Origin of the sequence: Pseudomonas sp. PA-6-3C (genome assembly GCF_021605825.1) — a bacterium.
GTDB lineage: Bacteria > Pseudomonadota > Gammaproteobacteria > Pseudomonadales > Pseudomonadaceae > Aquipseudomonas > Aquipseudomonas edaphica.
Map to the genome: position 1 here is coordinate 34,262 of NZ_WKDV01000041.1, position 24,784 is coordinate 59,045.

Annotated in this window: 24 protein-coding genes; 12 read left to right on the forward strand and 12 right to left on the reverse strand. The window is 60.9% G+C overall.

What is annotated here, in order from left to right; translation table 11 throughout:
- Nucleotides 1-58: 58 nt before the first annotated feature.
- Together GIW48_RS23485 and GIW48_RS23490 are read right to left on the reverse strand one after the other, a co-directional pair.
- Nucleotides 59-445 carry a hypothetical protein gene (locus tag GIW48_RS23485; protein ID WP_099550401.1) on the reverse strand — a complete coding sequence of 129 codons (387 nt, stop codon included), beginning with the start codon at nt 443-445 and terminating at the stop codon, nt 59-61.
- A 130-nt stretch (nt 446-575) separates the two neighbouring features.
- A complete protein-coding gene (locus GIW48_RS23490) occupies nt 576-1,022 on the reverse strand; it encodes a response regulator (protein WP_017138015.1) in 447 nt (148 codons plus the stop codon).
- A gap of 247 nt (nt 1,023-1,269) precedes the next feature.
- Between GIW48_RS23490 and GIW48_RS23495 the strand changes: the two genes are divergently transcribed.
- The 8 genes from GIW48_RS23495 to GIW48_RS23530 all read left to right on the forward strand — a co-directional run bounded on the left by GIW48_RS23495 (nt 1,270) and on the right by GIW48_RS23530 (nt 10,264).
- Nucleotides 1,270-3,192, forward strand: coding sequence for a putative nucleotidyltransferase substrate binding domain-containing protein (locus tag GIW48_RS23495; RefSeq protein ID WP_236460409.1), 1,923 nt, complete (start codon nt 1,270-1,272; stop codon nt 3,190-3,192).
- Nucleotides 3,189-3,896: a 3'-5' exonuclease gene (locus tag GIW48_RS23500; RefSeq protein ID WP_177034675.1), complete on the forward strand. Its 708-nt coding sequence runs from the start codon at nt 3,189-3,191 to the stop codon at nt 3,894-3,896. Before GIW48_RS23495 ends, GIW48_RS23500 begins: the two co-directional genes overlap by 4 nt.
- Before the next feature lie 144 nt (nt 3,897-4,040).
- Nucleotides 4,041-4,559 carry an RNA polymerase sigma factor gene (locus GIW48_RS23505; protein ID WP_017138011.1) on the forward strand — a complete coding sequence of 173 codons (519 nt, stop codon included), beginning with the start codon at nt 4,041-4,043 and terminating at the stop codon, nt 4,557-4,559.
- The gene (locus GIW48_RS23510; RefSeq protein ID WP_236460408.1) at nt 4,556-5,518 is read left to right on the forward strand and encodes a FecR domain-containing protein; all 963 of its coding nucleotides are present in this window, start codon (nt 4,556-4,558) and stop codon (nt 5,516-5,518) included. Before GIW48_RS23505 ends, GIW48_RS23510 begins: the two co-directional genes overlap by 4 nt.
- 206 nt (nt 5,519-5,724) lie before the next feature.
- A complete protein-coding gene (locus tag GIW48_RS23515) occupies nt 5,725-8,133 on the forward strand; it encodes a TonB-dependent siderophore receptor (protein WP_236460407.1) in 2,409 nt (802 codons plus the stop codon).
- Nucleotides 8,134-8,196: 63 nt separating this feature from the next.
- Nucleotides 8,197-9,300: a PepSY-associated TM helix domain-containing protein gene (locus GIW48_RS23520; RefSeq protein ID WP_236460406.1), complete on the forward strand. Its 1,104-nt coding sequence runs from the start codon at nt 8,197-8,199 to the stop codon at nt 9,298-9,300.
- Nucleotides 9,297-9,479: a hypothetical protein gene (locus tag GIW48_RS23525; protein WP_017138007.1), complete on the forward strand. Its 183-nt coding sequence runs from the start codon at nt 9,297-9,299 to the stop codon at nt 9,477-9,479. The genes GIW48_RS23520 and GIW48_RS23525 overlap by 4 nt, the downstream gene beginning before the upstream one ends.
- A 155-nt stretch (nt 9,480-9,634) precedes the next feature.
- On the forward strand, nt 9,635-10,264 hold the full coding sequence (locus tag GIW48_RS23530) for a glutathione S-transferase (protein ID WP_236460404.1): 630 nt from the start codon (nt 9,635-9,637) through the stop codon (nt 10,262-10,264).
- A gap of 237 nt (nt 10,265-10,501) precedes the next feature.
- Here the strand turns inward: GIW48_RS23530 and creD are convergent, their stop codons facing one another.
- The 4 genes from creD to rloA2 are packed head-to-tail and all read right to left on the reverse strand — an operon-like array spanning nt 10,502 to nt 14,522.
- Nucleotides 10,502-11,854 (reverse strand): cell envelope integrity protein CreD, encoded by a 1,353-nt coding sequence (creD, locus tag GIW48_RS23535; RefSeq protein WP_236460403.1) that lies wholly within the window; start codon nt 11,852-11,854, stop codon nt 10,502-10,504.
- Between the two features lie 51 nt (nt 11,855-11,905).
- On the reverse strand, nt 11,906-13,345 hold the full coding sequence (gene creC / locus GIW48_RS23540) for a two-component system sensor histidine kinase CreC (RefSeq protein ID WP_236460402.1): 1,440 nt from the start codon (nt 13,343-13,345) through the stop codon (nt 11,906-11,908).
- Nucleotides 13,345-14,013: a two-component system response regulator CreB gene (creB, locus tag GIW48_RS23545; RefSeq protein WP_017138003.1), complete on the reverse strand. Its 669-nt coding sequence runs from the start codon at nt 14,011-14,013 to the stop codon at nt 13,345-13,347. Before creB ends, creC begins: the two co-directional genes overlap by 1 nt.
- Before the next feature lie 8 nt (nt 14,014-14,021).
- Nucleotides 14,022-14,522 carry a retropepsin-like aspartic peptidase RloA2 gene (gene rloA2 / locus GIW48_RS23550; RefSeq protein WP_138452293.1) on the reverse strand — a complete coding sequence of 167 codons (501 nt, stop codon included), beginning with the start codon at nt 14,520-14,522 and terminating at the stop codon, nt 14,022-14,024.
- Between the two features lie 196 nt (nt 14,523-14,718).
- Here rloA2 and GIW48_RS23555 point away from each other — a divergent pair, with 196 nt between their 5' ends.
- Entirely contained in the window at nt 14,719-15,606 is an 888-nt protein-coding gene (locus tag GIW48_RS23555; RefSeq protein WP_017138001.1) for an acyltransferase, read from the forward strand.
- On the opposite strand, the gene GIW48_RS23560 is transcribed toward GIW48_RS23555, so the two are convergent.
- Entirely contained in the window at nt 15,603-16,175 is a 573-nt protein-coding gene (locus tag GIW48_RS23560; RefSeq protein ID WP_017138000.1) for a DUF2780 domain-containing protein, read from the reverse strand. The two genes, GIW48_RS23555 and GIW48_RS23560, sit on opposite strands and share 4 nt — an antisense overlap.
- Before the next feature lie 151 nt (nt 16,176-16,326).
- Here GIW48_RS23560 and GIW48_RS23565 point away from each other — a divergent pair, with 151 nt between their 5' ends.
- The 3 genes from GIW48_RS23565 to GIW48_RS23575 all read left to right on the forward strand — a co-directional run bounded on the left by GIW48_RS23565 (nt 16,327) and on the right by GIW48_RS23575 (nt 18,291).
- Nucleotides 16,327-16,953 carry a sigma-70 family RNA polymerase sigma factor gene (locus GIW48_RS23565; RefSeq protein ID WP_236460401.1) on the forward strand — a complete coding sequence of 209 codons (627 nt, stop codon included), beginning with the start codon at nt 16,327-16,329 and terminating at the stop codon, nt 16,951-16,953.
- Complete coding sequence (locus tag GIW48_RS23570) at nt 16,950-17,627, forward strand: anti-sigma factor (RefSeq protein WP_236460400.1); 678 nt, start codon at nt 16,950-16,952, stop codon at nt 17,625-17,627. The genes GIW48_RS23565 and GIW48_RS23570 overlap by 4 nt, the downstream gene beginning before the upstream one ends.
- A 403-nt stretch (nt 17,628-18,030) precedes the next feature.
- The gene (locus tag GIW48_RS23575) at nt 18,031-18,291 is read left to right on the forward strand and encodes a hypothetical protein (protein ID WP_017137997.1); all 261 of its coding nucleotides are present in this window, start codon (nt 18,031-18,033) and stop codon (nt 18,289-18,291) included.
- 54 nt (nt 18,292-18,345) lie between these two features.
- Here the strand turns inward: GIW48_RS23575 and fdhA are convergent, their stop codons facing one another.
- The 5 genes from fdhA to GIW48_RS23600 all read right to left on the reverse strand — a co-directional run bounded on the left by fdhA (nt 18,346) and on the right by GIW48_RS23600 (nt 24,783).
- Complete coding sequence (gene fdhA, locus GIW48_RS23580) at nt 18,346-19,545, reverse strand: formaldehyde dehydrogenase, glutathione-independent (protein WP_017137993.1); 1,200 nt, start codon at nt 19,543-19,545, stop codon at nt 18,346-18,348.
- Nucleotides 19,546-19,728: 183 nt separating this feature from the next.
- The gene (gene purU, locus GIW48_RS23585) at nt 19,729-20,586 is read right to left on the reverse strand and encodes a formyltetrahydrofolate deformylase (protein ID WP_056857793.1); all 858 of its coding nucleotides are present in this window, start codon (nt 20,584-20,586) and stop codon (nt 19,729-19,731) included.
- Between the two features lie 123 nt (nt 20,587-20,709).
- Nucleotides 20,710-21,342: a sarcosine oxidase subunit gamma gene (locus GIW48_RS23590; protein WP_099550387.1), complete on the reverse strand. Its 633-nt coding sequence runs from the start codon at nt 21,340-21,342 to the stop codon at nt 20,710-20,712.
- A 124-nt stretch (nt 21,343-21,466) separates the two neighbouring features.
- Nucleotides 21,467-24,484 (reverse strand): sarcosine oxidase subunit alpha, encoded by a 3,018-nt coding sequence (locus GIW48_RS23595; RefSeq protein WP_099550386.1) that lies wholly within the window; start codon nt 24,482-24,484, stop codon nt 21,467-21,469.
- Nucleotides 24,481-24,783, reverse strand: coding sequence for a sarcosine oxidase subunit delta (locus GIW48_RS23600; RefSeq protein WP_015886243.1), 303 nt, complete (start codon nt 24,781-24,783; stop codon nt 24,481-24,483). The genes GIW48_RS23595 and GIW48_RS23600 overlap by 4 nt, the downstream gene beginning before the upstream one ends.
- Nucleotide 24,784 lies beyond the last annotated feature (1 nt).

Below are 24,784 nucleotides of genomic sequence, written 5' to 3' on the forward strand. Positions count from 1 at the left end.
CCTGATCTGCGGATCAGGGAGTTCAAGCCCACGCATAACACTCATCTATCCGATTTCATCATGGGGTGTATTGGATATCAGCCTTCCCATCAAACACGTATTTCTTACCTACTTCTTTTTCATAAACAGCAGTAATGGTAAGTGCTTGGTGATCGCCGCCATCCGTAACAATCACTGTGACTGTCCCGGCCAAACCGCGGGCGTCTCCGTCGCCGTAGAACTGTAACCCCCATGAATTATCTGCTGCGTAGTCAAACTTATAGGTTTCACCGTCTTTAACGTCATGAGGATAAACAATTTGCAAGACTGGTTTGCCTTTATTGTCAAAAGCAACAAAATTGTTTGCAGCCCCTTCAACCTTATCAAAGTTAAACTCAAGGTGCGGTTTGTCTTTATAGGTAACTTTTAGAATTGCCGAACCTTTGAACGAACTTTCAGTCGCCATTTCCATCACCCCGTCTAATGAGTATTTAAAGTAACGATCTCTACGCGTCACTTCATCCAGTAGACAAGAGCCTATTCAACTTTCCAACTGTCAACATTGACAGGTAAAGAGTAAAGCTGACCAGCGGTAGCTACTGCGCCATCCCCAATTCCCGCTTGACCATCTTCGCCAACTTCACGCTATCAATCGGCTTGAGCAAAAAATCCACCACGCTCAAATGCATCGCATCAATCACATCCGGCGCTTCCGCGTCCCCCGACATGATGATGATCGGCAACGCCGCACGGGTTGACTCGCGCACTTTGCGAATCAATTGCAGGCCGTTGCTCGGCGCCATGCGCAAATCGGTGATCAGCAAACCGATGGAACTGCTGGAGCTCAACAAATCCCACGCTGTCTCGCCACTGTCGGCGGTCATGCAGCGAATGCCGTCCAGACCCAGGATCTCCGCAAGCAATTCACGAGCGTCCTTGTCGTCGTCGACAATCAACACCCGCTGTGGCGGCAAATCGGGCTCCAGCATCACGGCGCTCAGCGCCTCGCGCTCGGCATCACTCAAAATATCGTGGTCGGACATACGTTTCTCAGCAGTTCTATTCAATCTCCCAGCACACTCGTCAGACATCTGCGGAAGGGCGAACAATGTGCACTTCGTCGGAAAGTTTGCCTAGTGGGCGTTCTACGGGGTTTGGACGATAGTCATGTAAGGTTTTTCCCTAGTCGTGAATGGTTTTGCCCAGACCTAGACTTACGTCCAATGGGCACCCGCCGCGCGGGAGTCGACCATGCAGGACGATAACGACAAAAAAACTGCGGTCACTGTTATGAGTAAAGCTGATGCTTTCACGCACGCGGGAAAAACCGCCGTGTTGCAGAACATCCACGGCACCCTGCAATTCCTGCAACGCTTCCCACCGTTCAACCAGATGGAAAACGCCCACCTGGCGTTCTTGGTCGAACAGTGCCAGCTGCGTTTCTACGGCCCCGGCGACAGCATTCTCAAACCGTCCGGCGGGCCGGTGGAGCACTTCTATATCGTCAAGCAGGGCCGCGTAGTCGGCGAGCGGCCGGACTCGACGCAAGCCACCTTCGAGATCACCACCGGCGAGTGCTTCCCTCTTGCCGCGTTGCTGGGTGAGCGTGCGACACGCACCGAGCACAAAGCCGCCGAAGACACCTTCTGCCTGCAACTGAACAAGCCGGCGTTTATCAAGCTGTTCGCCCTTTCCAGCCCGTTTCGCGATTTTGCCCTGCGCGGAGTCAGCAGCCTGTTGGATCAGGTCAACCAGCAGGTGCAGCAAAAGGCCGTGGAAACCCTGGGCACCCAGTATTCACTGAACACCCGCCTGGGTGAATTGGCCATGCGCCACCCGGTCACCTGCAGCCCGACCACGCCGCTGCGCGAGGCAGTGACACTGATGCATGAGCAACAAGTGGGCAGCATCGTGATCGTCGACGAGCACAAGGCGCCGCTGGGGATTTTCACCTTGCGCGACCTGCGCCAGGTGGTCGCCGATGGCACCGGCGATTTCAATCAAGCCATCGCCGGCCATATGACCCAGGCGCCGTTCTTTTTAAGCCCGGACCACAGCGCTTTCGATGCCGCCATCGCCATGACCGAGCGACACATCGCCCATGTCTGCCTGGTCAAAGACCAGCGCCTGTGTGGCGTGGTGTCCGAGCGCGACCTGTTTTCCCTGCAACGTGTCGACCTGGTGCACTTGGCCCGCACCATTCGCAACGCGCCCCGGGTGGAAAACCTGGTGGCGATTCGCGGTGAAATCGGCCAACTGGTCGAACGCATGCTGGCCCATGGTGCCTCCTCGACTCAGATCACCCACATTATTACCCTGCTCAACGACCACACTGTGTGCCGAGTGATCGAGCTGACTCTGGCCGAGAAAGGTGACCCTGACGTGCCCTTCAGCTGGCTGTGTTTCGGCAGCGAAGGGCGCCGCGAGCAAACACTGTTTACCGACCAGGACAACGGCATCCTGTTTGAAGCCAAGGACGCCGCCGAAGCCGCCGAGATCCGCGGCCGCCTGCTGCCCCTGGCGCAGCAGATCAACCAAAGCCTGGCGTTGTGCGGCTTCAGCCTGTGCAAGGGCAATATCATGGCCGGCAACCCCGAGCTGTGCCTGTCACGGGCCGAATGGGCGCGGCGCTTTGGTGCCTTTATCCGCGAAGCCACGCCGGAGAACCTGCTCGGGTCGAGCATCTATTTCGATATGCGCGTGGTGTGGGGTGACGAGCGCGGTTGCGAGCAACTGCGCCAGGGCATTCTGGATCAGGTGGCCGATAACCGCTTATTCCAACGCATGCTGGCCGAGAACGCCTTGCGCCAGCGCCCGCCGGTCGGGCGTTTCCGCGACTTTGTGCTGACGCGCAAAGGCGCCGAAAAGGCCACGCTCGACCTCAAGGTGCAGGGCCTTACGCCCTTTGTAGATGGCGCGCGCCTGTTGGCCATGGCCAACGGTATCCACGCCAACAATACCTTGGAGCGCCTGCGCCAACTGGTGGTCAAGGAGGTCATTGAGCCGCTGGATGGCGCTGCCTATGAGGAGGCCTATCACTTTATCCAGCAAACCCGCATGCAGCAGCATCAGCTGCAAACCCGCGAGAACCTGCCGTATTCCAACCGCGTCGACCCCGACAGCCTCAACCACCTGGACCGGCGCATCCTGCGTGAATCCCTGCGCCAGGCCCAACGCCTGCAAAGCAGCCTGACGCTACGGTATCAGCTGTGAGCCTGTTCAGTTGGCTGCGCAAGAACAAGCCCGGGCTCGACGCGGCTCAGCAGCAGCGGCTGGCACAATTGCCCAAGCCCGCATTGCTGGGCGAAGGGTCGTTACGCAGCCAACGTTGGGTGGTGGTCGACCTGGAAACCAGCGGCCTGAACCTCAACCGCGACCAAGTGCTGTCCATCGGCGCGGTGGTGATCGAGGATGGCGCGGTGGATTTTTCGCAGATGTTCGAACGCACCCTGCAACAGCCCAACACCAAGCTCAGCCCCAGCGTGCTGATCCATGGCCTCGGCCCCAGTGCAATTGCCGCCGGCAGCGACCCGGCGCAAGCCTTGCTGGATTTTATGGCCTTTGTCGGCGACAGCCCGTTGCTGGCGTTCCATGCGCCGTTCGACCAACACATGCTGTGCCGGGCGCTTAAGAGCAGCCTGGGCTATCGGCTGGCCCATCCGTTCCTCGATGTAGCCGACATCGCCCCGCTGTTGTGCCCCGACGCGAATATTCGCGAGGCCGGGCTCGACGACTGGATCAACCACTTCAAGTTGCACGTGGGCGAACGCCATCACGCCAGCGCCGATGCGTTGGCCACGGCAGAGCTGATGCTCATCCTGTTCAGCCGTGCTCGCCAACAGGGAATCGACAGCCCACAGGTGCTGCAAGAGCGCTTGAGCCAATGGACACGTCGCAAACAAGCGCCCTCTTTCTAGGGGACGCTGAGCGTCCCAGGAGGCATTACCACGCAGAGCGTGGGAACGATCGCCCGACAGACGCCAATTGCGCCCACTCCCTGCCTCTGACACAATCGCGAATAATTCTCGTTAGTTTAAACCCCTTGTTTATTCGGTGATGCCTTGTCGTCGGTCCAAACCCCACACAGTGAGCTTGTTGGCGCGTTGTATCGCGACCATCGTGGCTGGCTGTTGGCGTGGCTGCGACGCAATGTGGCCTGCCCGAGCCGCGCCGAAGACTTGAGCCAGGACACCTTCATACGCCTGCTGGGCCGGGACGAGCTGCGCGAACCGCGCGAGCCACGTGCGTTCCTGGTGGCCATCGCCAAAGGCTTGCTGTTCGACTACTTCCGCCGCGCGGCGCTGGAGCAGGCGTACCTCAGCGAGCTGATGCTGATCCCGGAAAGCGAACACCCCTCGCCCGAAGCACAGCAACTGATCCTCGAAGACCTCAAGGCCATCGACCGCCTGCTCGGCAAGCTGTCGAGCAAGGCCCGCGCTGCCTTCCTCTATAACCGCCTCGACGGCCTGGGCCACGCCGAAATCGCCCAGCGCCTGGGTGTGTCGGTGCCACGTGTGCGCCAGTACCTGGCCCAAGGCATTCGCCAGTGCTACATCGCACTGTATGGCGAGCCGCTGTGACAGGCTCCAAACCGGTCACGGCCCGTGTGCTGGATGCGGCGATTGCCTGGCAACTCTCGCTGGGCTCAGGCGACGGCAGCCTGGTTGCACAGGAAGAGTTCGCCAAATGGCTGGCCAGTGATGAAGAACACGCACGCGCCTGGCGTCAGCTGGGCATGCTCGACCAGCGTTTCAGCGTAGCTTCTGGCCCGGCGCGGGCGGCGCTGTTGCAGTCACGCCAAGGCATTCGCCAGCGCGTGCGCAAGTTGGGCGGCGGTTTGGCCAGCATCGCGCTGGTGATCGGCCTGGCGCTGTTTGCCGGTGAGCGTTACGTGCCAATCCACTATTGGCTGGCCGACCAGCGCACCGCTACCGGCGAGCAACGCACGCTGAAGCTGGCCGACGGCACGCTGATCAACCTCAACACCCACAGCGCCATTGACGTGCGCTTCGATGAAAAACGTCGGCTGATCGTGTTGCAGGAAGGCGAAATCCTGGTCGAAACCGGCCACAACGATGCCCGACCGTTCTATGTGAAAACCCGTGATGGCAGCCTGCGAGCCCTGGGTACGCGGTTTATCGTCAAGCGCGAAGGCGACGCCACGCGCCTGAGCGTGCTGCAGTCTGCCGTGGCCGCCCAGCCTGAGGCGCTGCATCAGGAGCAGATTTTCAAGCAAGGCCAGCAAGTGCTGATGCGCAGCGACGGCCTCGGCCCTGCGCGGGTGGTCGAACCCGCCGCAGACGCCTGGACACGCGGCATGCTGGTGGTCGACAACGCGCGCCTGGGTGATGTGGTTGCCGAGCTGAGTCGTTACCGCACCGGCTACCTGGGCGTGGATAAAAACGTGGCCGACCTGTGCATCACCGGCAGCTTCCCCTTGCACGACACCACCCTGGCGCTGAACGCCCTGCTGCCGACCTTACCGGTACAGATCGAGCAGCACACGCCGTGGTGGGTGACCGTGAAGGCTAAGCCTTAGGTTTTTCAGTGCCTGGCCGATCGCCTTCGCAGGCAAGCCAGCTCCCAACTTTGGAATTGTGAACACCGTTAAAGGTGGGAGCTGGCTTGCCTGCGATGAGGCCCTCAAAGCCACCTCAAAAAAATATTTTCACCCAGCCCTATCACTTTCTGATTCTCATCCGGCACCTAGGCAATTGAGAAATATTTTCATTCAGGAGCCGCCCCATGTCCCGCACGCTAGACACCTTGTTGCGCCCCAGCCTGTTAGCCATGGCCATTGCCCTCAGCGCCCCGCTGACGAGCACCGCGCTGATCGCCGCCGAACAGGCTAGCAACGTGCGCGCCTACAACCTGCCGGCTGCGCCATTGGCGAGCACCCTGAACCAGATCGCCAGCCAGTCGGGCCTGGCCCTGACGCTGAACCCTTCGCTGGCAGCGGGCAAGACCTCAGCACCGGTCAAAGGCCAATTCGATGCCCAGGGCGCGTTGCGCGAGGCGTTGCGTGGCACCGGGTTGCAATTGGAGCAAAGCAGTGCCGGGACGTTTACGCTGGTGCCTGTCCCGGAAGGTGTCGTGGCGTTGCCAGAGACCAGCATCATTGGCGCAGGCAGCTATGAAAGTGCGTGGGGACCGGTGGATGGCTATGTCGCGACTCGCACCGCGGCAGGCACCAAAACGGATACGCCGATCATTGAGGCACCGCGCTCCATGTCTGTGGTTACCCGTGCGCAGATGGAAGACCGTGGCGTGCAGAACCTTGATGACGCCGTACGCTACATGCCCGGTGTGATCGCAAGCAGTTATGGCAGCGACTCCCGTGCCGACTGGCTGCGGGTACGTGGTTTCGAACCCACTCAGTTCCTGGACGGCCTGCCACTGCCAAAAGGCTCCTATGCCAACCCAAAACAGGAAACCTGGAACCTGGACCGCATTACTCTACTGCGCGGCCCTGCTTCTTCGGTATATGGTCAAACGCCACCGGGCGGGATGCTAGACATGGTCAGCCGCCGCCCACGAGCGGAAAGCAGCAACGCTGTACGCGCCGAAGTCGGCAGCAACAACCGTAAGCAAATCAGCTTCGACAGCACCGGCAAGATCGATGATCAAGGCCAATTCCTGTACCGCGTCGACGGTGTGGTGCGTGATAGCGGCACGCCCATCGACCATATCGAAGACAAGCGCTATAACATCGCGCCGAGCCTGACCTGGAATATCAACGACGACACCCACCTTACCCTGCTCTCGCAATTTACCCGCGACGATACCGGTATCAGTGGCCAGTTCCTGCCGTTGCAAGGCACTAAACTGGGGTCGCCAGCAGGCAAGATTTCGCATCACAAAAACCTTGGCGAGCCGGATCAGGACTACTACGACCGCACCTACTACGCCCTCGGTTATGCCTTCGACCATCGTTTCAACGATACCTGGCAGTTCAAGCAAAACCTGCGTTACACCAAAAGCGAACTAGCCTTCAACACTACCTACTCCAGCTACGGCGACACTGCCGTAGGTGCAGATGGCATGCTGAAACGTATCTACGACAAAGTGGATGAAGACATCGCCCAACTGGCCGTAGACAACAACTTCCAAGCCGATTTCCAAACCGGGGCCCTAAGCCACACACTGCTGCTGGGCCTGGACCACCAGCGCTCCAACACCGACTACCACTGGGTCGAAGGTAGTGCGGCGAGCATTAATCCGAACCGCCCGATCTATAACCAGCCACACCCGGCTGGCGCTCCGTTTACGTTCTACGATTACAACCAGAAAACCGTGCAGACAGGGCTCTACGTACAGGACCAGATCGCTTTGGAAAAATGGCGCCTGACCTTGGGCGGCCGTGAAGACTGGATTCACACCGGCACCACTTTCTTCAACCTGAATGACGCCACCAACACGCAACGCGACAAGGCCTTCAGTGGCAACGCAGGTCTGAGCTATGTGTTCGACTCAGGCATCACGCCCTATATCTCCTATACCGAGTCGTTCCAGCCCACTGCTGGCGCCAGTGCGAGCGCTACGGAATCGTTCAAGCCGACCCAGGGCAAACAGACTGAAGTGGGTGTGAAGTACCAGCCAGTAGGCAGCAAAACCCTGCTGACCGCAGCCGTGTTTGACCTGCGCCAGCAAAACGTTTCGGTGACACAAAACAACATCACCAGCCAGATCGGCGAAATCAGCGTGCGTGGCCTGGAGCTGGAGGCCACATCTGAAGTAACCGACAACCTGAAACTGGTGGGCTCGTACACGTACACCGACACCGAAATCCTCAAGGGGGACGACAAGGGCAACCGCATGAAGTTGGTGCCACGTAATCAGGCGTCGCTGTGGTCTGATTACACTTGGCATTCGGGTGTATTGGATGGTTTCGGCGTTGGTGCTGGCGTGCGCTATGTGGGCGACACCTACGGCAACACTGCGAACACAGCCAACGGCCACGTAGGTTCGTACACCGTGTATGACGCTGCAGTGCATTACGACTTGAGCCGCCTTAACCCAGTACTTGCTGGTGTCTCGGTGGATGTCACCGCCAAGAACATCTTCAACAAGGACTACTTGTCGACCTGCGACGGCGCTTGGTGCTACTACGGTGATGAACGCAATGTCGTGGCGGCTGTGAACTACAAGTGGTAAACCACTGACACGGTCACCCAAGGGTCACGGCAACGCCGTGGCCCTTTTGCATTTGGATGAACCATGAAAAGCAAAACCATCCGCCGCTGGTCCTTCATCCACACCTGGACCAGCCTGATCTGCACGATATTCCTGCTGCTGCTCGCCCTCACCGGCCTGCCGTTGGTGTTTCACCACGAGATCGACCACCTGCTGGGCAACGAGCCGGAACTGGCACAGATGCCCGCCGACACGCCGCAGCTGAACCTTGAGCAGTTGGTGGCCAAAGCCCAGGCTCATCGCCCCGGCGAGGCCATGCAGTACCTGGCGTGGGACGAAGACGACAAAAACGGTGTGATCGCGATCATGGCTGCCACGGCCGGCACCGAGCCCAACTCGTCCCACACCTTCATGCTGGATGCGCGCACCGGTGAGGCCGTGGAAACCCCGGCGGCCAATGGCGGGTTGACCCTGTTCCTGCTGCGCTTGCACGTGGATATGTTCGCCGGGCTGCCAGGCAAGTTGCTGCTGGCGTTCATGGGCATTCTGTTTGTGGTGGCAATTGTCTCGGGTACGGTGCTGTACCTGCCGTTTATGCGCCGGTTGAAGTTCGCCACCGTGCGTAAAGACAAATCCACCCGTCTGCGCTGGCTCGACCTGCACAACCTGATCGGCGTGGTCACGCTGACCTGGGCGCTGGTGGTGGGTGTCACCGGCGTGATCAGCGCCTGCGCCGATTTGATCATCGCCGCCTGGCGCCAGGACAGCCTCAGCGCCATGATCGAGCCGTACAAAAACGCGCCGCCGCTGACCCAACGCGCACCGGCCACCGAACTGCTGAGCATCGCCGCCAAGGCCGCGCCCGGCATGGAGCCGGACTTTATCGCCTTCCCCGGTACGCGCTTTTCCAGCGAACACCACTACGCGGTGTTCATGAAGGGCAGCACGCATCTGACCTCACACCTGCTCACGCCGGTGCTGATCGACGCCAGCACCCTGGCCGTCACCGCCATCGCCGAACGGCCGTGGTACATGGACGCCATGGGCATGTCCCAGCCGCTGCACTTTGGCGACTATGGCGGCCTGCCGATGAAGATCCTCTGGGCGGTGCTGGATGTACTGACCATCATCGTGTTGGGCAGCGGTGTTTACCTGTGGATTGTGCGGCGCAAGGCGGCCAAGTCATGAAGCCGCGCCAATCGAGTTTCTGGAAGGTATTCGGCATTCCGCTGGGGATTGGCCTGCTCAGCGCTGCCGGGTTGTTTGCGGCGCTGTTGGGGGATGGGTTGTGGGATTCGTTGAGTTGGGTGGGGTTGGGTGTTCCTGCTGCCATTGGGGCTTGGGCCTTGCTTAAGCGGCGTGGCTGAAGGCCTCATCGCAGGCAAGCCAGCTCCCACAGGTTGATGTGTGTACGCAGTCAAGTGTGGGAGCTGGCTTGTCGAGTCGTCGCACCGCTGCGATAGGGCCTTCAAAAACAACCACAATCCTACTAGGCTAGCCCTGCCATTTCCGAGGAATGCCCATGTCCGCGCCCAGCATGACCTTGTTTCACAACCCCGCTTCACCCTTTGTTCGCAAAGTCCGCGTGCTGCTGATCGAGACTGGCCAACTGGACCGCGTGGCCCTGCATGGCTGCATGCCGACGCCGGTCAACCCCGACGCACAGGTGGTGCAGGACAACCCCGTTGGCAAGATCCCGGCCCTGCGCCTGGCCGATGGCTCGGTGCTGCACGACAGCCGGGTGATCCTCGATTACTTCGACCACCAGCACGTCGGCAACCCGCTGATCCCGCGTGACGGCTCGGCCCGCTGGCGCCGCCTCACCCTCGCCTCGATGGCCGACGGCATCATGGATGCCGCCGTGCTGGTGCGTTACGAGACCGCCATGCGCCCGGCAGAAAAACACTGGGACCAATGGCTGGAGGAGCAGCGCAACAAGATCCACCGCACCCTCGCCGAGCTGGAAAGCGATGCGATTGCCGAACTGGCCAGCCACTTCGACATCGCCGCCATCAGCGTGGCCTGCGCCCTGGGTTACCTGGACTTTCGCCACCCCGACCTGCAATGGCGCGCCAGCAACCCCAAGCTTGCCGACTGGTATGCCGAGGTCAGCCAACGGCCTTCGATGCTGGAGACTCAGCCACCGCTCTAACGGGATGAAACACGATCCCTTGTGGCGAGCGGGCTTGCCCCGCGTTGGGCCGCGAAGCGGCCCCAGTCAAGCAAAACGCGGTGTACCAGAAACGCCCCTGTGGCAGGTTTTGGGGCTGCTGCGCAGCCCAACGCGGGGCAAGCCCGCTCGCCACACAAAGCCCATTTGCCGCATAAAATAACGCATTGATTTTTCCGACCAATTGCGCGCGCACCTGCTGATCTTCACGCAACCCAATCATTGCGCCACCTCCCCACCTTTGCGCTTGCCCACGCCATACCAATCCAGTTTGCGCGTCAGCACCATCACCGTACCCAGCAGCCCGAACAGCAGCAGCGAGCCCATCAGCAGCGCGTAATCTTCAGCGCTCAGCAGCCCGTACAACAAGCCATACAACGCCGCCAACCCCGCCGAAAAGCCCAGGCCATGCACAACACTGCGCAGCACATGGCACACGTAAAAACCGATCAACAATACACAGGCACTCGCCGAGATCAGGTAGGCCAACGCAAAACCCAAGTGTTCGGACAACGACAACAGCAGCAGGTAAAAGAACGCCAACGCGAAGCCCACCAACGCGTACTGAATCGGGTGTACCGCGAGGTTCTTCAGTACTTCGAAGAGGAAGAAACCGGCAAACGTCAGGGCGATAAACAGCAGCGCGTATTTGATCGCGCGGTCGCTCTTGAGGTACTGGTCCACCGGGTCGATGAAGTTCACGCCAAAGCTGCGGTTGGTGAAGTCTTCACAGCCCTGGCGGTCCAGGCAGGTTTGCAGGGCTTGTTCGAGGTTGGTGGAGAAAAACGAAGTCTGCCAATTGGCGCTGAAGCCCTTGTCAGTGACCTCTCGCTGCGCCGGCAGGAAGTTGCCGATAAAACTGGGGTGCGGCCAGTTGGACGCGAGTGACACCTGGCTGGTCTTGCCCACCGGCACCACTTGCAACTGTTCGGTGCCCTGCAGGCGCAGGTCAAAAGCGAAGTCCACCACGCTCGGTTGTTTGCTGTCCTGCGCGGGCAGCGTCACATGCACGCCCTCGCCCAACCAGTCCACTTGCGAGCCTGGCGAGAACGCCAGGCGCTGGCTGCCCAGCTCAAGCTTCAGGGCGTTTTCGATGCCACGAATATCGCTGATACCCACCGCCAGAAACGCAGGCTCGAAACGGTAATCGGCAAAGTTTTCTGTAATGCCCAACTGCGCTGGCAACTCGAAACGCCCACTGATGCGGTTGTCTGCATGGAACAGTCGCGCCTGGTAGATGCCACGCGATCGCAGTTCGGTTTGCACCTTGCCGTCGAGTTCAAAGCGGTCCGGCAAAAAATATAGACGGCCGCGCTCTTCACGGGTTTCCTCGTAGCGTTTGTTGAGCTTTTCATTGAGTTTCCACTCGCGCACGGTCTTGCGATACGGCACCACCATGACCGGGCCGGTAATGCGCTGGCTGTAGCTGGAGCTGCGGGCGATGTCCATCAATACGCCGTCGCGCAGTTGCTGGCGGTCGCTGATGATGCCGTTGATCATCAGCAGTGGAATCAGCAACAGCAGCATCAGCAGCGCAATGGCGCCAAGTTTGAACAGCAGGCTTCGGTTCATGGGGCTCTCCCTGTTTTGATGGGCAGAGCGTGAACCGCGCCTGTGGGAGATTTATGTGGGCACTGTGGAGACTGTGTGGAGATGCAGCACCACCTGCACGCCGCCTTGCACATTGCCGATCTGCAACGCGCCGCCGTGCAGCTTCATCACTTCTTCGACAAAATTGAGGCCCAGGCCGGTGCTTTTGCGCCCGCTGATCGGGCGCGGCAACGAGTAGAAACGCTCGCTCAAGCGCGGCAAAGCGTAGTCGGGAATCGGCGCAGCCTGATTGAACAGGCTGACCTGCACGTCGTTATGCTGCGCCTGTGCGCTGAATCGCAAGGTGCCGCCGGGCGGTGTGAAGTCCAAGGCGTTATCGAGCAGGTTGCCCAGCGCCTGGCGCAACAGGAAAGGCTCACCGAACACCTTCACATCCGCCGCTATCGTCTGTTCGACCTGCAGGCCGGCGCCTTCGATTCGTGCACATTGCGCCTTGAGTACCTCGTCGACCAAGGCCGCCAACGGCATGCGGGTCTGCTCTTCCAAACCCTGGCGCTGCTCCACCTGGGCAAGGTTGAGCAGCCGCTCGATCAACTGCTGCAAGCGCGCACTTTCGCTGTCGATATTGCCGATAAAACGCTGCTGCTGCTCGCGGCTCATATCGCCCTGCAACAATTCCGCCGCGCCGCGAATGGCGGCCAGCGGGCTTTTCAATTCGTGGGTCAGGGTGTGCACGTAATGCTCGACGTAGGCCTTGCCTTCCAGCTGCGTGCGCATGTGCTCCACAGCGGTGGACAGCTGTTTGAGTTCGCCGCCACGGTAATGCGGCAACTCGGCCCGGCGCCCTTCGCTCACCGCCTGCGCATACGCCGTGAGCCGATGCAGCGCCACACTCAGCCACCACGACAGCAATGCGCCCAACAGCAGGCCCAAAACCACCAACCCGGCGCCGTACCAGAGCAAGCGGTTCTCGGTGCGATCCACATAAGGCTGCAACGAGCTGTTGGGCTTGGCCACCGTTACCACGCCGATGATTTGCCCGTTGTCGCGGATCGGCGCGCCCACGTGCATCACCGACGAAGTGGGATCGTCCAGCTCGCTGCGGGTGGAACGGGCGCCGTACTCACCCCGCAAGGTGAGGTACACGTCGTTCCACCGTGAATAGTCCTGCCCCACCGCTTCGCCCGTGGAATCGAGCAGCACGATGCCGTTGGCGTCGGTCACGTAGATGCGGTGGTTAACCTGGTTTTTCGGCAGGCCCCAGATGGTCGCGCCGGGCTGGCGATTGCCGTAGGCCTTGAGCAACTCAGGCCAGTGGCTTTGGCCGAGGGTATGATTTTTTACGTCATCGCGCAGGATCTCAGCCAGCAGGTTCGCCGTGTCCACCAAAGTTTCTTCGGTGGACTGGCGCACGCCGGGGCGGATTTCCTTCATCACCGTGTTGAGCACAAAGTAACCGGTGAGGCCGATAAACAGCGCATACACCAGGAAGATCCGCAGCCCCAGGCGCATCAGCTGTGGCTCGGGCTGTAGCTGTAGCCGAGGCCACGATGGGTCTGGATCGGCTCGGCATCCGCCGCAATGCCCCGCAGTTTGCTGCGCAGGCTTTTAATATGGCTGTCGATATTGCGCTCGTAGCCGGCATCGGCCGGCACGCCCACCGCGTCGAGCAATTGCTCGCGGCTGAACACCCGCTCGGGCTGCTCCAGCAAGCTTTGCAGCAGGCGAAATTCATGCCGCGTAAGGCTCAAAGCCTGGCCGCGATAACTGATCTGCATGCGCTCCAGATCGACCTGAAACACGGCCGGCGCGGCACCTGGGCTGACGCGTTTGAGAATCGCCCGAACCCGCGCCGCCACTTCCCGTGGGCTGAACGGCTTGACCACATAATCGTCGGCGCCGATCTCCAGGCCCACCACCCGGTCAATCTCGCCGTCGCGCGCACTGAGGAACATCACCGGCACTTCACTGAAGCGGCGCAGTTGCTTGCACGTCTCAAAGCCGGTGATGTCCGGCAGGCCGATGTCGAGGATGATCAGGTCGGCAGGCGTCTGGCGTTGATGCGCCAGCGCCTCCTGGCCAAGGCTCAGCCAGGTAGTGGTGAACCCCTCGCCTTGCAGGGCAAAGATCAGCGTGTCGGCTATCGCCGCTTCGTCTTCGACAATCAGGATGTGCGGCATAGGCTCGATCAGCAGTCCGGTTTGTCGGCAGTGTAACGACGGGCCGGGTTAACCGCCGCGCCGAACTCACGCAGGGCCTTGGCGCCGATCAGCAACGGGTAGTTGAAACTGCTGCGGTCAGTGAGGTTGACCTCGACGGTGCGCTTGACGTTGCCCAGGCACATTTCCAGGTCGATCACCGGGCGCTTGGCCACGGTGGCTTCGTCCTTGTCCTCGTCTTCATCGGCGCGGCTTTTGATTTTGCTGATGCGCGAGACTTTGTGTTCGTAGACCTTGTCGCTGGCGTCCTTGCCGCCGAGGCGGAAGCGCACCCAGTCGTCGCCATCGCGCTGGAAGGTTTCGATATCGCGGGCCGACAGCGAAGCGGTCAGCGCGCCGGTGTCCATCTTGGCCTTGAAGGTTTGGCCGATCTCCGGCAGTTGGATGTATTCGTAGCGACCGTAGAGGGTCGGTTCGGCGGCCATGACAGGCACGGCAGCCAGGGCGAGTAAGGCAAGGAGCAGTTTCACGAAGTGATTTCCTTGGAAAGAAGTAGGCGGATTCTAGACCGCAAAAGCGTTGTTTAGTTAGATCGTTCCCACGCTCTGCGTGGGAATGCAGCTCTGGACGCTCCGCGCCAGCTCACATTCGTGCAGCAATTTGCGATTTGGCCTCTAGACTCAGCTTGCTTATCATGGCCCGTCCACCCGACTCCAAGAGTTACTTATGCGCCGCCTGCTCACCGGCTGTTTTGTCACACTGCTGTTATTGCTCAACACCCTGGTGCTGTTCGGCCCGTTGATGGTGTTTGCCCTGCTCAAGCTGGTAGCGCCCGGCCGCTTTCGCGACTACGCCTCTTGGGCCGTGATGTGGATCGCCGAGACCTGGGCCGAGATCGACAAACTGATTTTCGCGCTGTGCATCCCCACCCAATGGGACATTCGTGGCGGCGACGAACTGCGCGGCGATACGTCTTACCTGGTGATCAGCAATCACCAATCCTGGGTCGACATTCCCGCGCTGATCCAGGCGCTCAACCGGCGTACGCCGTTCTTCAAATTCTTCCTGAAAAAAGAGCTGATCTGGGTGCCCTTCCTCGGCCTGGCCTGGTGGGCGCTGGATTACCCGTTCATGAAGCGCTACACCAAGGCCTTTCTGGCCAAACACCCGGAACTGGCGGGCCAGGATTTGAAGATCACCAAGCAGGCGTGCGAGCTGTTCAAGCGCCAACCGGTGACGGTGGTCAATTATCTGGAGGGCACACGGTTCAGCGAGGCCAAGCGCAAGCAGCAGGATTCGCCATTTGCCCGCTTACTCAAGCCCAAGGCGGGTGGCGTGGCGTTTGTGCTGGCGGCCATGGGTGAGCAATTGGACGCGGTCCTCGACGTGACGGTGGTCTACCCGCAGCAGAAGATCCCGGGGTTCTGGGACTTGATCTGCGGCACAGTGCCCAAGGTGATCATTGATATCCGCACCCGTGAGCTGGACCCGGCGTTGTGGCAAGGGGATTACGAGAATGACCCGGCGTTTCGCCAGACCGTCCAGAACTGGGTGAACCAGCTCTGGATGGAGAAGGATGCGCGCATCGCACAACTGCGCGCAGAGTCGCTTTAGCTGCCAGTACCCCAGGCCGAGGCCAGCTTGCCCAGTACCGATTCGCTGGCGCCCTGGCCGCCCAGGTACTTGAGGATCACCGGGGCAAATTGGCTGACCATGCCGCTGTCCATGCCCAACGCGCTGAAGGCGGTGTTCAGGTCGTTGGTGCTCTTCACGTTACCCAACAACCCGTCCAGGCCGCTGGTCTTGCTGCCGCCGCTCTGGCCGAGCATCCCGCTCAACGCGCCGAGGCTGCCCAGGGAGTTGCTGCCCGAGAGTTGATCCAGGCCCGGCACACTCTTGCCCAGTTGCGAGTAGTCGGTACCGCTCAGTTTGTTCTTGGCCAGGCCCAGCATGGCGCCAGTACCGCCCACGGCTTGTTCGGGGGTGATGTTCAGTTGCGAGGTCAAGGCGCTCAGCAGGCCGGCGGTCTCAGAGCTAGGCGCCGCAGCCGCCGCCTTGTTGTTGCTGCCCTGGGCACCGGAGACGGCATTGGCCACGTCACCGAGGCTGAAACCTGCGGCAAACACCGGGCTGGCGGCCACGGTCAACAGGCAGGACAGGGCAAAACCGCGTGAAATCTTCATCAAGACAACCTCTGAATGTAGGAGCTAAAAGCAGGCGTTTGACTGACAGTCCCGAAGGAATGTTCCCACCTGCAGATTAGTTCAGAAAAATCTGCATCCAAATGTTCCCCGCGCGCGTATATCCCACAAGCGCCGCCCGGAGTCGGATGGAATGAATGCTCAAGCTGGACTACCCTCTGCCTACCGTGCGCAGTCCCGTCGCCCTCGAACGAGAGCCTGGAGAAGCCCTATTTCCATTCATGATGCTGACCCGTTGCAGCCCTTGCTGGCCCAATGTGCCCTGGGCAACCGACAGGCGTTCGAGACCCTTTACCGCAGTGTTTCGCCACGGCTGCACGGTGTCGCGTTTCGTTTCATGGGGCGCGCAGACCTGGCCGAAGAAGTGCTGCAGGAGGCCTTTGTGCGTATCTGGTACAACGCTTCGCGCTACGAGGCCCATTTGGCCGCGCCGATGACCTGGATGGTCAACATCACCCGCAACCTGGCCATCGACCAATTGCGCAAACACCGCGAACAGCCATTAGCTGAGGGCCAGCAAGACGCCATGCTCGACGACAGCCCCAGCGCCTACGAACAGCTCGACAGTGAGCGCGAAGCCCGCGCCCTCAACCGCTGCCTCGACACCCTCGACGGTATGCAGCGCCAATCAATCAGCGTGGCTTACTTCCAGGGCCTGTCGTGCTCGGAACTGGCCGACCACTTGGCGGCGCCCCTGGGCTCGGTCAAATCCTGGATTCGCCGCGGCATGGAGCGCCTGCGCAGGTGCCTTGAATCATGAACTACCAAACCACCACCCTGCGCCGCGCCCTCGCTGCCGATTACGCCATCGGTTTGATGCCCGCCACTGCCCGTCGGCGCTTTGAAAACCTGCTGCTGGACGATGCCGCGCTGCGCGTCGAACTCGGCCATTGGCAGGATGCCCTCGCCAGCCTGACGGGCGCCGTGCCCGAGCGGCCGGTGCCGGATCATGTGTGGGCAGGCATCAAGGCACGCATTGAGCCGCAAGTGCTGCACGTGCCGGCGAAGAAACCATTCTGGATGAGTTTTCGCCTGCTGGCCGCTGCCTGCGCGATCGTCGTGGCGGTGTTGGTGGGCGTGCTGTATCAGCGGGACATCGGCGCCGAATACAACGCCACGTTGGTCGCGGCCAACCAGCAGCCGGCGTTGCAGGTGCAAGCGTTTGGCGATCACCTGCAAGTCGAGCCACTCACATTGGCCGCCGTAGAGCCGACGCGTGCCCTGGAACTGTGGGTCATTGCGGCCGGTGGCAAACCCGTCTCCCTGGGCCTGGTGCCGAGCGCGGGTAAAGGCCGAATCCAGCTGAGCAAGGAACAGCAGGCGCTGTTGACTGCACCCGCGACCCTCGCCGTCAGCCTGGAGCCACAAGGCGGCTCACCCACCGGACAACCCACCGGCCCCGTGCTGTACCAAGGTGCCCTGGCCACTCGCTGACACAACTCAATCAATGTGGGAGCTGGCTTGCCTGCGATGGCGGTGGCTCAGCCAAGGATAAGTTGACTGGCCCGCCGCTATCGCAGGCAAGCCAGCTCCCACATTTGAGCTTCATTGGCCGAGCGACTTGCTCCCGGCGGAGGATGGCGCTTATAGTTCGGCGGTCGTCCATATGGCGACACGGGTTTGGCGACTCGATTGAAATAATGCATGCAAAAGCACCTGCTCCTTTGCTAGTGCTTTTGCACGCGTAAGGCTGCTTTATGGCGGCTGTGCGCGGGAGACCTTCGGGTCTGCCGGCCTTTGCTTTATTTCACCGGTTCGCCAACCTGCGTACAGCTGCCACCCATTCGTTTGGCGACGTGTGAGTGGTAGCCTCACTCTCTGAAATAAAGGTTAAAACATGAACCGATACATGCCGCTCACCGGCCACGACGCCACCACGCCCTCCCTGCTCATCGACACCCAAGTGCCGCTCGACGTGCTCCACGACGCCGCCGTCTACCGCATCCGCGCCGTCACCCAAGTCATGGAAAACCTGGCGTTTCGCGAAGGCCTGAACACCGACAACCTCGTCCTCCAGGACTTCGCCCTGCTCTGCGCCATTCCGTTGCGTGATGGCTGTGATCTGCTGGATGTGATCAGCCGACGCCTACAGGCCTAAACACCAGATACAAAAAGGGCGACCCACAGGTCGCCCTTTTATTTGCCCCAAGCCTTACGCCGCGCTAAACATCTTATGCGGATCAATCACAAACTTCTTGGGCACACCCGCATCAAATTCGCCGTACCCACGCGGCGCGTCATCCAGGCTGATCACCTGCACGCCGACGATTTCCGCAATGTTGATGCGATCCCACATGATCGCCTGCATCAGTGCGCGGTTGTACTTCATCACCGGCGTTTGCCCGGTGTGGAAGCTGTGGGATTTGGCCCAGCCCAGCCCAAAGCGAATGCTCAGGCTGCCCATTTTGGCGGCAGCATCAACAGCACCTGGATCTTCGGTAACGTACAGCCCAGGGATACCGATTTTGCCCGCCACACGCACCACGCCCATCAGCGAGTTGAGCACGGTGGCCGGCGCTTCGGCCTTGGCGCCTTCATGGCCGTGGCCACGGGCTTCGAAGCCTACGGCATCTACCGCGCAGTCCACTTCCGGCTCGCCCAGCAAGGCGGCGATTTGTTCGTGCAGTGGGGTGTCTTTGGACAGGTCGGCAATTTCAAAACCCTGGGCCTTGGCGTGGGCCAGGCGGATCGGGTTGACGTCGCCGATGATCACTACCGCTGCGCCGAGCAGGCGGGCGGAGGCGGCAGCGGCCAGGCCAACAGGGCCGGCGCCTGCGATGTAGACGGTGCTGCCTGGGCCAACGCCGGCAGTGACGGCGCCGTGGTAGCCGGTCGGCAGGATGTCGGAGAGGCAGGTCAGGTCACGGATTTTCTCCATGGCCTTGTCGCGGTCCGGCAGTTTCAGCAGGTTGAAGTCGGCATACGGCACCAGCACGTATTCGGCCTGGCCGCCGGTCCAGTCGCCCATGTCGACATAGCCGTAGGCGCCACCGGCACGGGCCGGGTTGACGGTGAGGCACACGCCGGTGTGTTGTTCTTTGCACGAGCGGCAGCGGCCGCACGCCACGTTGAATGGCACCGACACCAGGTCACCGATCTTCAGGTTCTCGACGTCGCTGCCCTTCTCGATCACTTCGCCGGTGATTTCATGCCCCAGTACCAGGCCGGTCTGGGCAGTGGTGCGGCCGCGCACCATGTGTTGGTCGGAGCCGCAGATGTTGGTGGAGACCACGCGCAGGATGACGCCGTGCTCAATCTTCCTGCCACGGGGGTCCTGCATTTTGGGATAGTCGATTTTCTGTACTTCGACCTTGCCGTTGCCGAGATACACGACACCACGATTACCAGACATGCTTTCACCTCGCTGTTGTTTTTATGGAACCGCGTCGCCCAGGCAGGCGGCGCGTTTAAGTGCTCGGGTACAGATGCTGTTTCCTTGTGTTGTTGCTGATGGCCTCATCGCAGGCAAGCCAGCTCCCACATTCAAAGGTATTCACACATCAAATGTGGGAGCGGGCTTGCCCGCGATAGCAATCTAAAGAACGACAGTTCGATTGGCGTTCAAAAACACCCGCCGCTCAATGTGATACCCCACTGCACGCGCCAACGTCAGCCCTTCAATATCACGCCCCTTGGCAATCAAGTCCTCGGGATAGTGGCTGTGATCCACCACCTCCACGCCCTGGGCGATGATCGGGCCTTCATCCAGATCGTTGTTGATGTAATGCGCCGTGGCGCCCACCAGTTTCACGCCCTTGTTGTAGGCCTGGTGATACGGCTTGGCGCCTTTGAAACCGGGCAGCAACGAGTGGTGAATGTTGATGGCCTTGCCATCGAGCTTGCGGCACAGCTCCGGCGACAGCACTTGCATATAGCGCGCAAGAATCACCAGTTCGGCGCCGGTCTCTTCAATCACTTGCCACACCTGACGCTCCTGGGACGGTTTGTCGTTGGGGTCGAGGGGGAAATGGTAGTAGGGAATCTGGTGCCAGTCGGCCAAAGGTTTTAAATCAGGGTGGTTGGACACCACCGCGACCACGTCCATCGACAGCTGGCCGATGCGTTGGCGGTAGAGCAAATCGTTCAGGCAGTGATCGGCCTTGGACACCATGATCACCACTTTTGGCCGGTAGTTCGGCGCCGTCAGCTCGAAGATCATGCCAAAGGCTTCACCGCGCGTGGCCAAGCCATCGCGGAAGGCTTGCTCGTCAAAACCCTCAGGTTGACGAAATTCCACGCGGATAAAAAACCGGCCCGAGAGACGGTCATCGAACGAATGGTGCTCGGTGACGTAGCAGCCCTGCTCAAACAGGTAGCGGGTGACCGCGTCCACCGTGCCGAGCACGCTGGGGCAGTCGGCGGTCAAAATCCATGTGTCGGGTGCGCGGCTCATTGTGCGTGACTCCTTGATCGTTCCCACGCTCTGCGTGGGAATGCCGCCATGGACGCTCTGCGTCCCCTCTTGGGACGCGGAGCGTCCCGGGATGCATTCCCACGCAGAGCGTGGGAACGATCGTTATGCAACGACATTCAGGCCAAATTCGGCGGACGCATCCTGCAGCCACAGCCACCAGTAATCCGAGAAGCTGCGACGAATCAGCAGCTCCCAGGTGTCTTCAGCCGTGTGGCGGATCACCAGCTGCGACTTGGCGAACACCGTGCCCACCGCCTTGCCCACCGGGAAGTTATTAGGGTGCACGTCGTAGCTGGTGGACTTCATCAGCACGTCGCGCACGTTCGGGCCGCTGAGTTCGAGGATCTGCTGGCCGCCGCTGACGTTGACGATCTGGATATGCAGCTCACCGAGGGCAGCGCGCAGGTTTTGTTCGGCGGCAAACTCTTCACCGCTTGGCACGATCAACAGCCACTCATCCGGGCCGAGCCATTGCAGGCTGGTTTCGCCTTTGACGATCACTTGCAAGGCGCCAGGCAGTTCGATGCCGAGGGCTTTGTGCACACCGGCGGCGAACGCGGCGTCATGGCCATCGCCACGAATCGTCAGGTGGCCGAGGAGTTTCTTTTCACGCACGGTCACGCCGGCGTTCTTGCGGCCCTTGCCGACCAGGCTGGCGAGGTCGGCATGGTGCAGCGACGACTCGGCCTTGGCGCCGGTGGTGGGGCGTTGTTGGTAAACATTGGCTGCTGTCATAAAGCACCTGTTCTGAATTCTGTGGTGACTGCTCTGGCCTCATCGCGGGCAAGCCCGGCTCCCACAGGGGAACGCATTCCAAATGTGGGAGCTGGCTTGCCTGCGATGCAGGCGACTCGGTCTATCAGATGTTCTGCCGCTCGCCTTTCGGGTCGAAGAACACCGAGGACACAATCTCTGCCTCGATCACGCTGCCATCCGCCTGCGGTGAGAACACTCGCTCACCCATACGCTTCAAGCCGCCCTTGACCACCGCCATCGCAAACGAATAACCCAGCGAGTTATGCGCGTAGCTTGAGGTCACGTGGCCGACCATCTTCATCGGGATCGACTGTTTAGGGTCGAACACCAACTGCGCGCCTTCCGGCAGCCATACATTCGGGTCAATCGGCTTCAAGCCCACCAACTGCTTACGTTCTTCACGCACGCAGTCTTCACGGTTCATCCCGCGCCAGCCGATCCACGAGAACGGTTTGGTACGGCCTACGCACCAGCCCATGTTCAGGTCGTCCGGGGTCATCGAGCCGTCGGTATCTTGCCCGACGATGATGAAACCCTTCTCGGCGCGCAGTACGTGCATGGTCTCGGTGCCGTAAGGCGTCAGGTTGTACTTCTTGCCGGCCGCAACGATCTGTTCGAGCACGCCCATGGCGTAGTCGGCCTGCACGTTGACTTCGTACGACAGCTCGCCGGTAAACGAGATACGGAACACCCGCGCCGGTACGCCGCCAACCAGGCCTTCCTTCCAGGTCATGAACGGGAAACCGTCCTTATCCAGGTCGATGTCGGTGACTTCGGCCAGCAGTTTGCGGCTGTTGGGGCCGGACAAGGTCATGGTCGCCCAGTGGTCGGTGACCGAGGTGAAGTACACCTTGAGGTCTGGCCACTCGGTCTGCTGGTAGATTTCCAGCCACTGCAGCACGCGGGCGGCGCCGCCGGTGGTGGTGGTCATCAGGAAGTGGTTGTCGGCGAGACAGGCGGTGACGCCGTCGTCGAAGACCATGCCGTCTTCCTTGCACATCAGGCCGTAGCGGGCCTTGCCCACGTCGAGCTTGGTCCAGGCGTTGCTGTAGATGCGGTTGAGGAACTCGCGGGCATCCGGGCCTTGAATATCGATCTTGCCGAGGGTGGACGCATCCAGCAGGCCGACGCTGTCGCGTACCGCCAGGCATTCGCGCTTCACGGCGGCGTGCAGGTCTTCACCGTTACGCGGGAAGTACCAAGGGCGTTTCCATTGGCCGACATCTTCAAACTCGGCGCCGTTTTTAACGTGCCAGGCTTGCAGCGCGGTGTAGCGCACCGGCTCAAAAATGTGCCCACAGTGACGGCCCGCCACGGCGCCGAAGGTCACCGGCGTGTAGTTGGGGCGGAACATCGTGGTGCCCATCTGCGGGATGGTCACGTTCAGCGAGCGGGCCGCAATGGCCAGGCCGTTGACGTTGCCGAGCTTGCCCTGATCGGTGCCGAAGCCCAGCGCGGTGTAGCGCTTGACGTGCTCGACCGACTCGAACCCTTCGCGGGTCGCCAGCTCAATGGCGGCAGCGGTGACGTCGTTTTGCAGGTCGACAAATTGCTTCGGCGCCCGTGCGGTCGGCTTGTCATGGGGCACCTGGTAAATGCCCAGGGTTGGCTCTTCCAGACGGCTCAAGGCTTTTGGCAGCGTGCCTTCCACCGGTGCAAACCCGGCTTCGCTGGCTGCGCGCACGCCGCCTTCAAAACCATCGGCCAGGGAATCGCCGAGGCCGTAGACGCCATTGATACCGCCGACGCACACACGTTTTTGCGGGGCTTCGCCTGGCACAAAACCGAGGATGTCTTCACGCCAGGTCGGCTTGCCGCCCAGGTGCGAAGCCAGGTGAACCACTGGGCTGTAGCCGCCGGAACTGGCCACCAGGTCGCAGTCCAGCCACTCGCCGGGGCTGGTGACTTTGTGTGCTTTGACGTCAATCGCCGCCACGCGTGCAGCGGTCACGTGCTTGCTGCCACGGGCTTCGATCACGGCGCTGCCGGTGAGGATGCGAATTCCTTTGGCGCGGGCTTCTTCCACCAGGGCGCCGCGTGGGTTGTGACGCACATCAGCCACGGCGACCACTTGCAGGCCCGCATCAAGCCAGTCCAGCGCGACGCGGTAGGCGTGGTCGTTGTTGGTCGACAGCACCAGTTTTTTGCCCGGTGCCACACCGTAGCGGCGCACGTAGGTAGAGACTGCACCGGCGAGCATATTGCCCGGCACGTCGTTGTTGCCGTACACCAACGGACGCTCGCACGCACCGGTCGCCAGCACCACACGCTTGGCACGCACACGGTGGATACGCTGGCGCACCTGGCCAATCGGCGCACGGTCGCCGAGGTGGTCGGTGAGGCGTTCGTGAATGGTCAGGAAGTTGTGGTCGTGGTAGCCATTGACGGTGGCACGCGGCAGCAACACCACGTCCGGCAGGGCTTTGAGTTCCGCGATCACGCTGGCAACCCATTCGGTCGCCGGCTTGCCGTCGAGGCTTTCGCGCGAATCCAGCAAGGAGCCGCCGAATTCTTCCTGTTCGTCAGCAATAATCACGCGGGCACCGCTGCGCGCAGCGGCCAATGCCGCGGCCAGGCCAGCAGGGCCGGCACCGACAATCAGCACGTCGCAATGACGGTTGAAGTTGTCGTAGGTGTCCGGGTCATTCTCGGTCGGCGAGCGGCCAAGGCCCGCAGCCTTACGAATGTACTTCTCGTAAGTCATCCAGAACGATTGCGGGTACATGAAGGTTTTGTAGTAGAAACCCGGCGGCATCAGCTTGCCGCCGACTTTGCCAAGAATGCCCATCACGTCATTGTTAACGTTCGGCCAGCCGTTGGTGCTGGTGGCGACCAAACCTTGGTACAGCGCCTGTTGCGTGGCGCGCACGTTGGGAATCTGGGTGGCTTCGGTGGCGCCGATCTGCAGCACCGCGTTCGGTTCTTCGGCGCCCGCTGCAAAGATGCCGCGCGGGCGCGAGTACTTGAAGCTGCGGCCGATGATGTCGACGCCGTTGGCCAGCAGGGCTGCGGCCAGGGTGTCGCCCTCAAAGCCCTTGTAGCTCTGGCCGTTGAAGGTAAACGTCAGGGCTTTGTTGCGGTCGATGCGGCCACCGTTGGACAGGCGATTGATCTGGCTCATACCTTCTCTCCAGCAGCCTTGGCGGTGAATTGCGGCTTGGTGCCGATCTTGTAGGTTTCAAGAATTTCGTAGGTCAGGGTGTCGCGGGTGGCGTTGAAGTACTGACGGCAACCGGCGGCATGGATCCACAGCTCGTGATGCAGCCCGCGTGGGTTGTCACGGAAGAACATGTAGTCGCCCCACTCTTCATCGGTGCAGGCGTTCGGGTCCAGCGGGCGCGGGATGTGCGCTTGGCCGGACGCGTGGAATTCCTCTTCGGAGCGCAGTTCGCCACAGTGAGGACAGAAGATATGCAACATA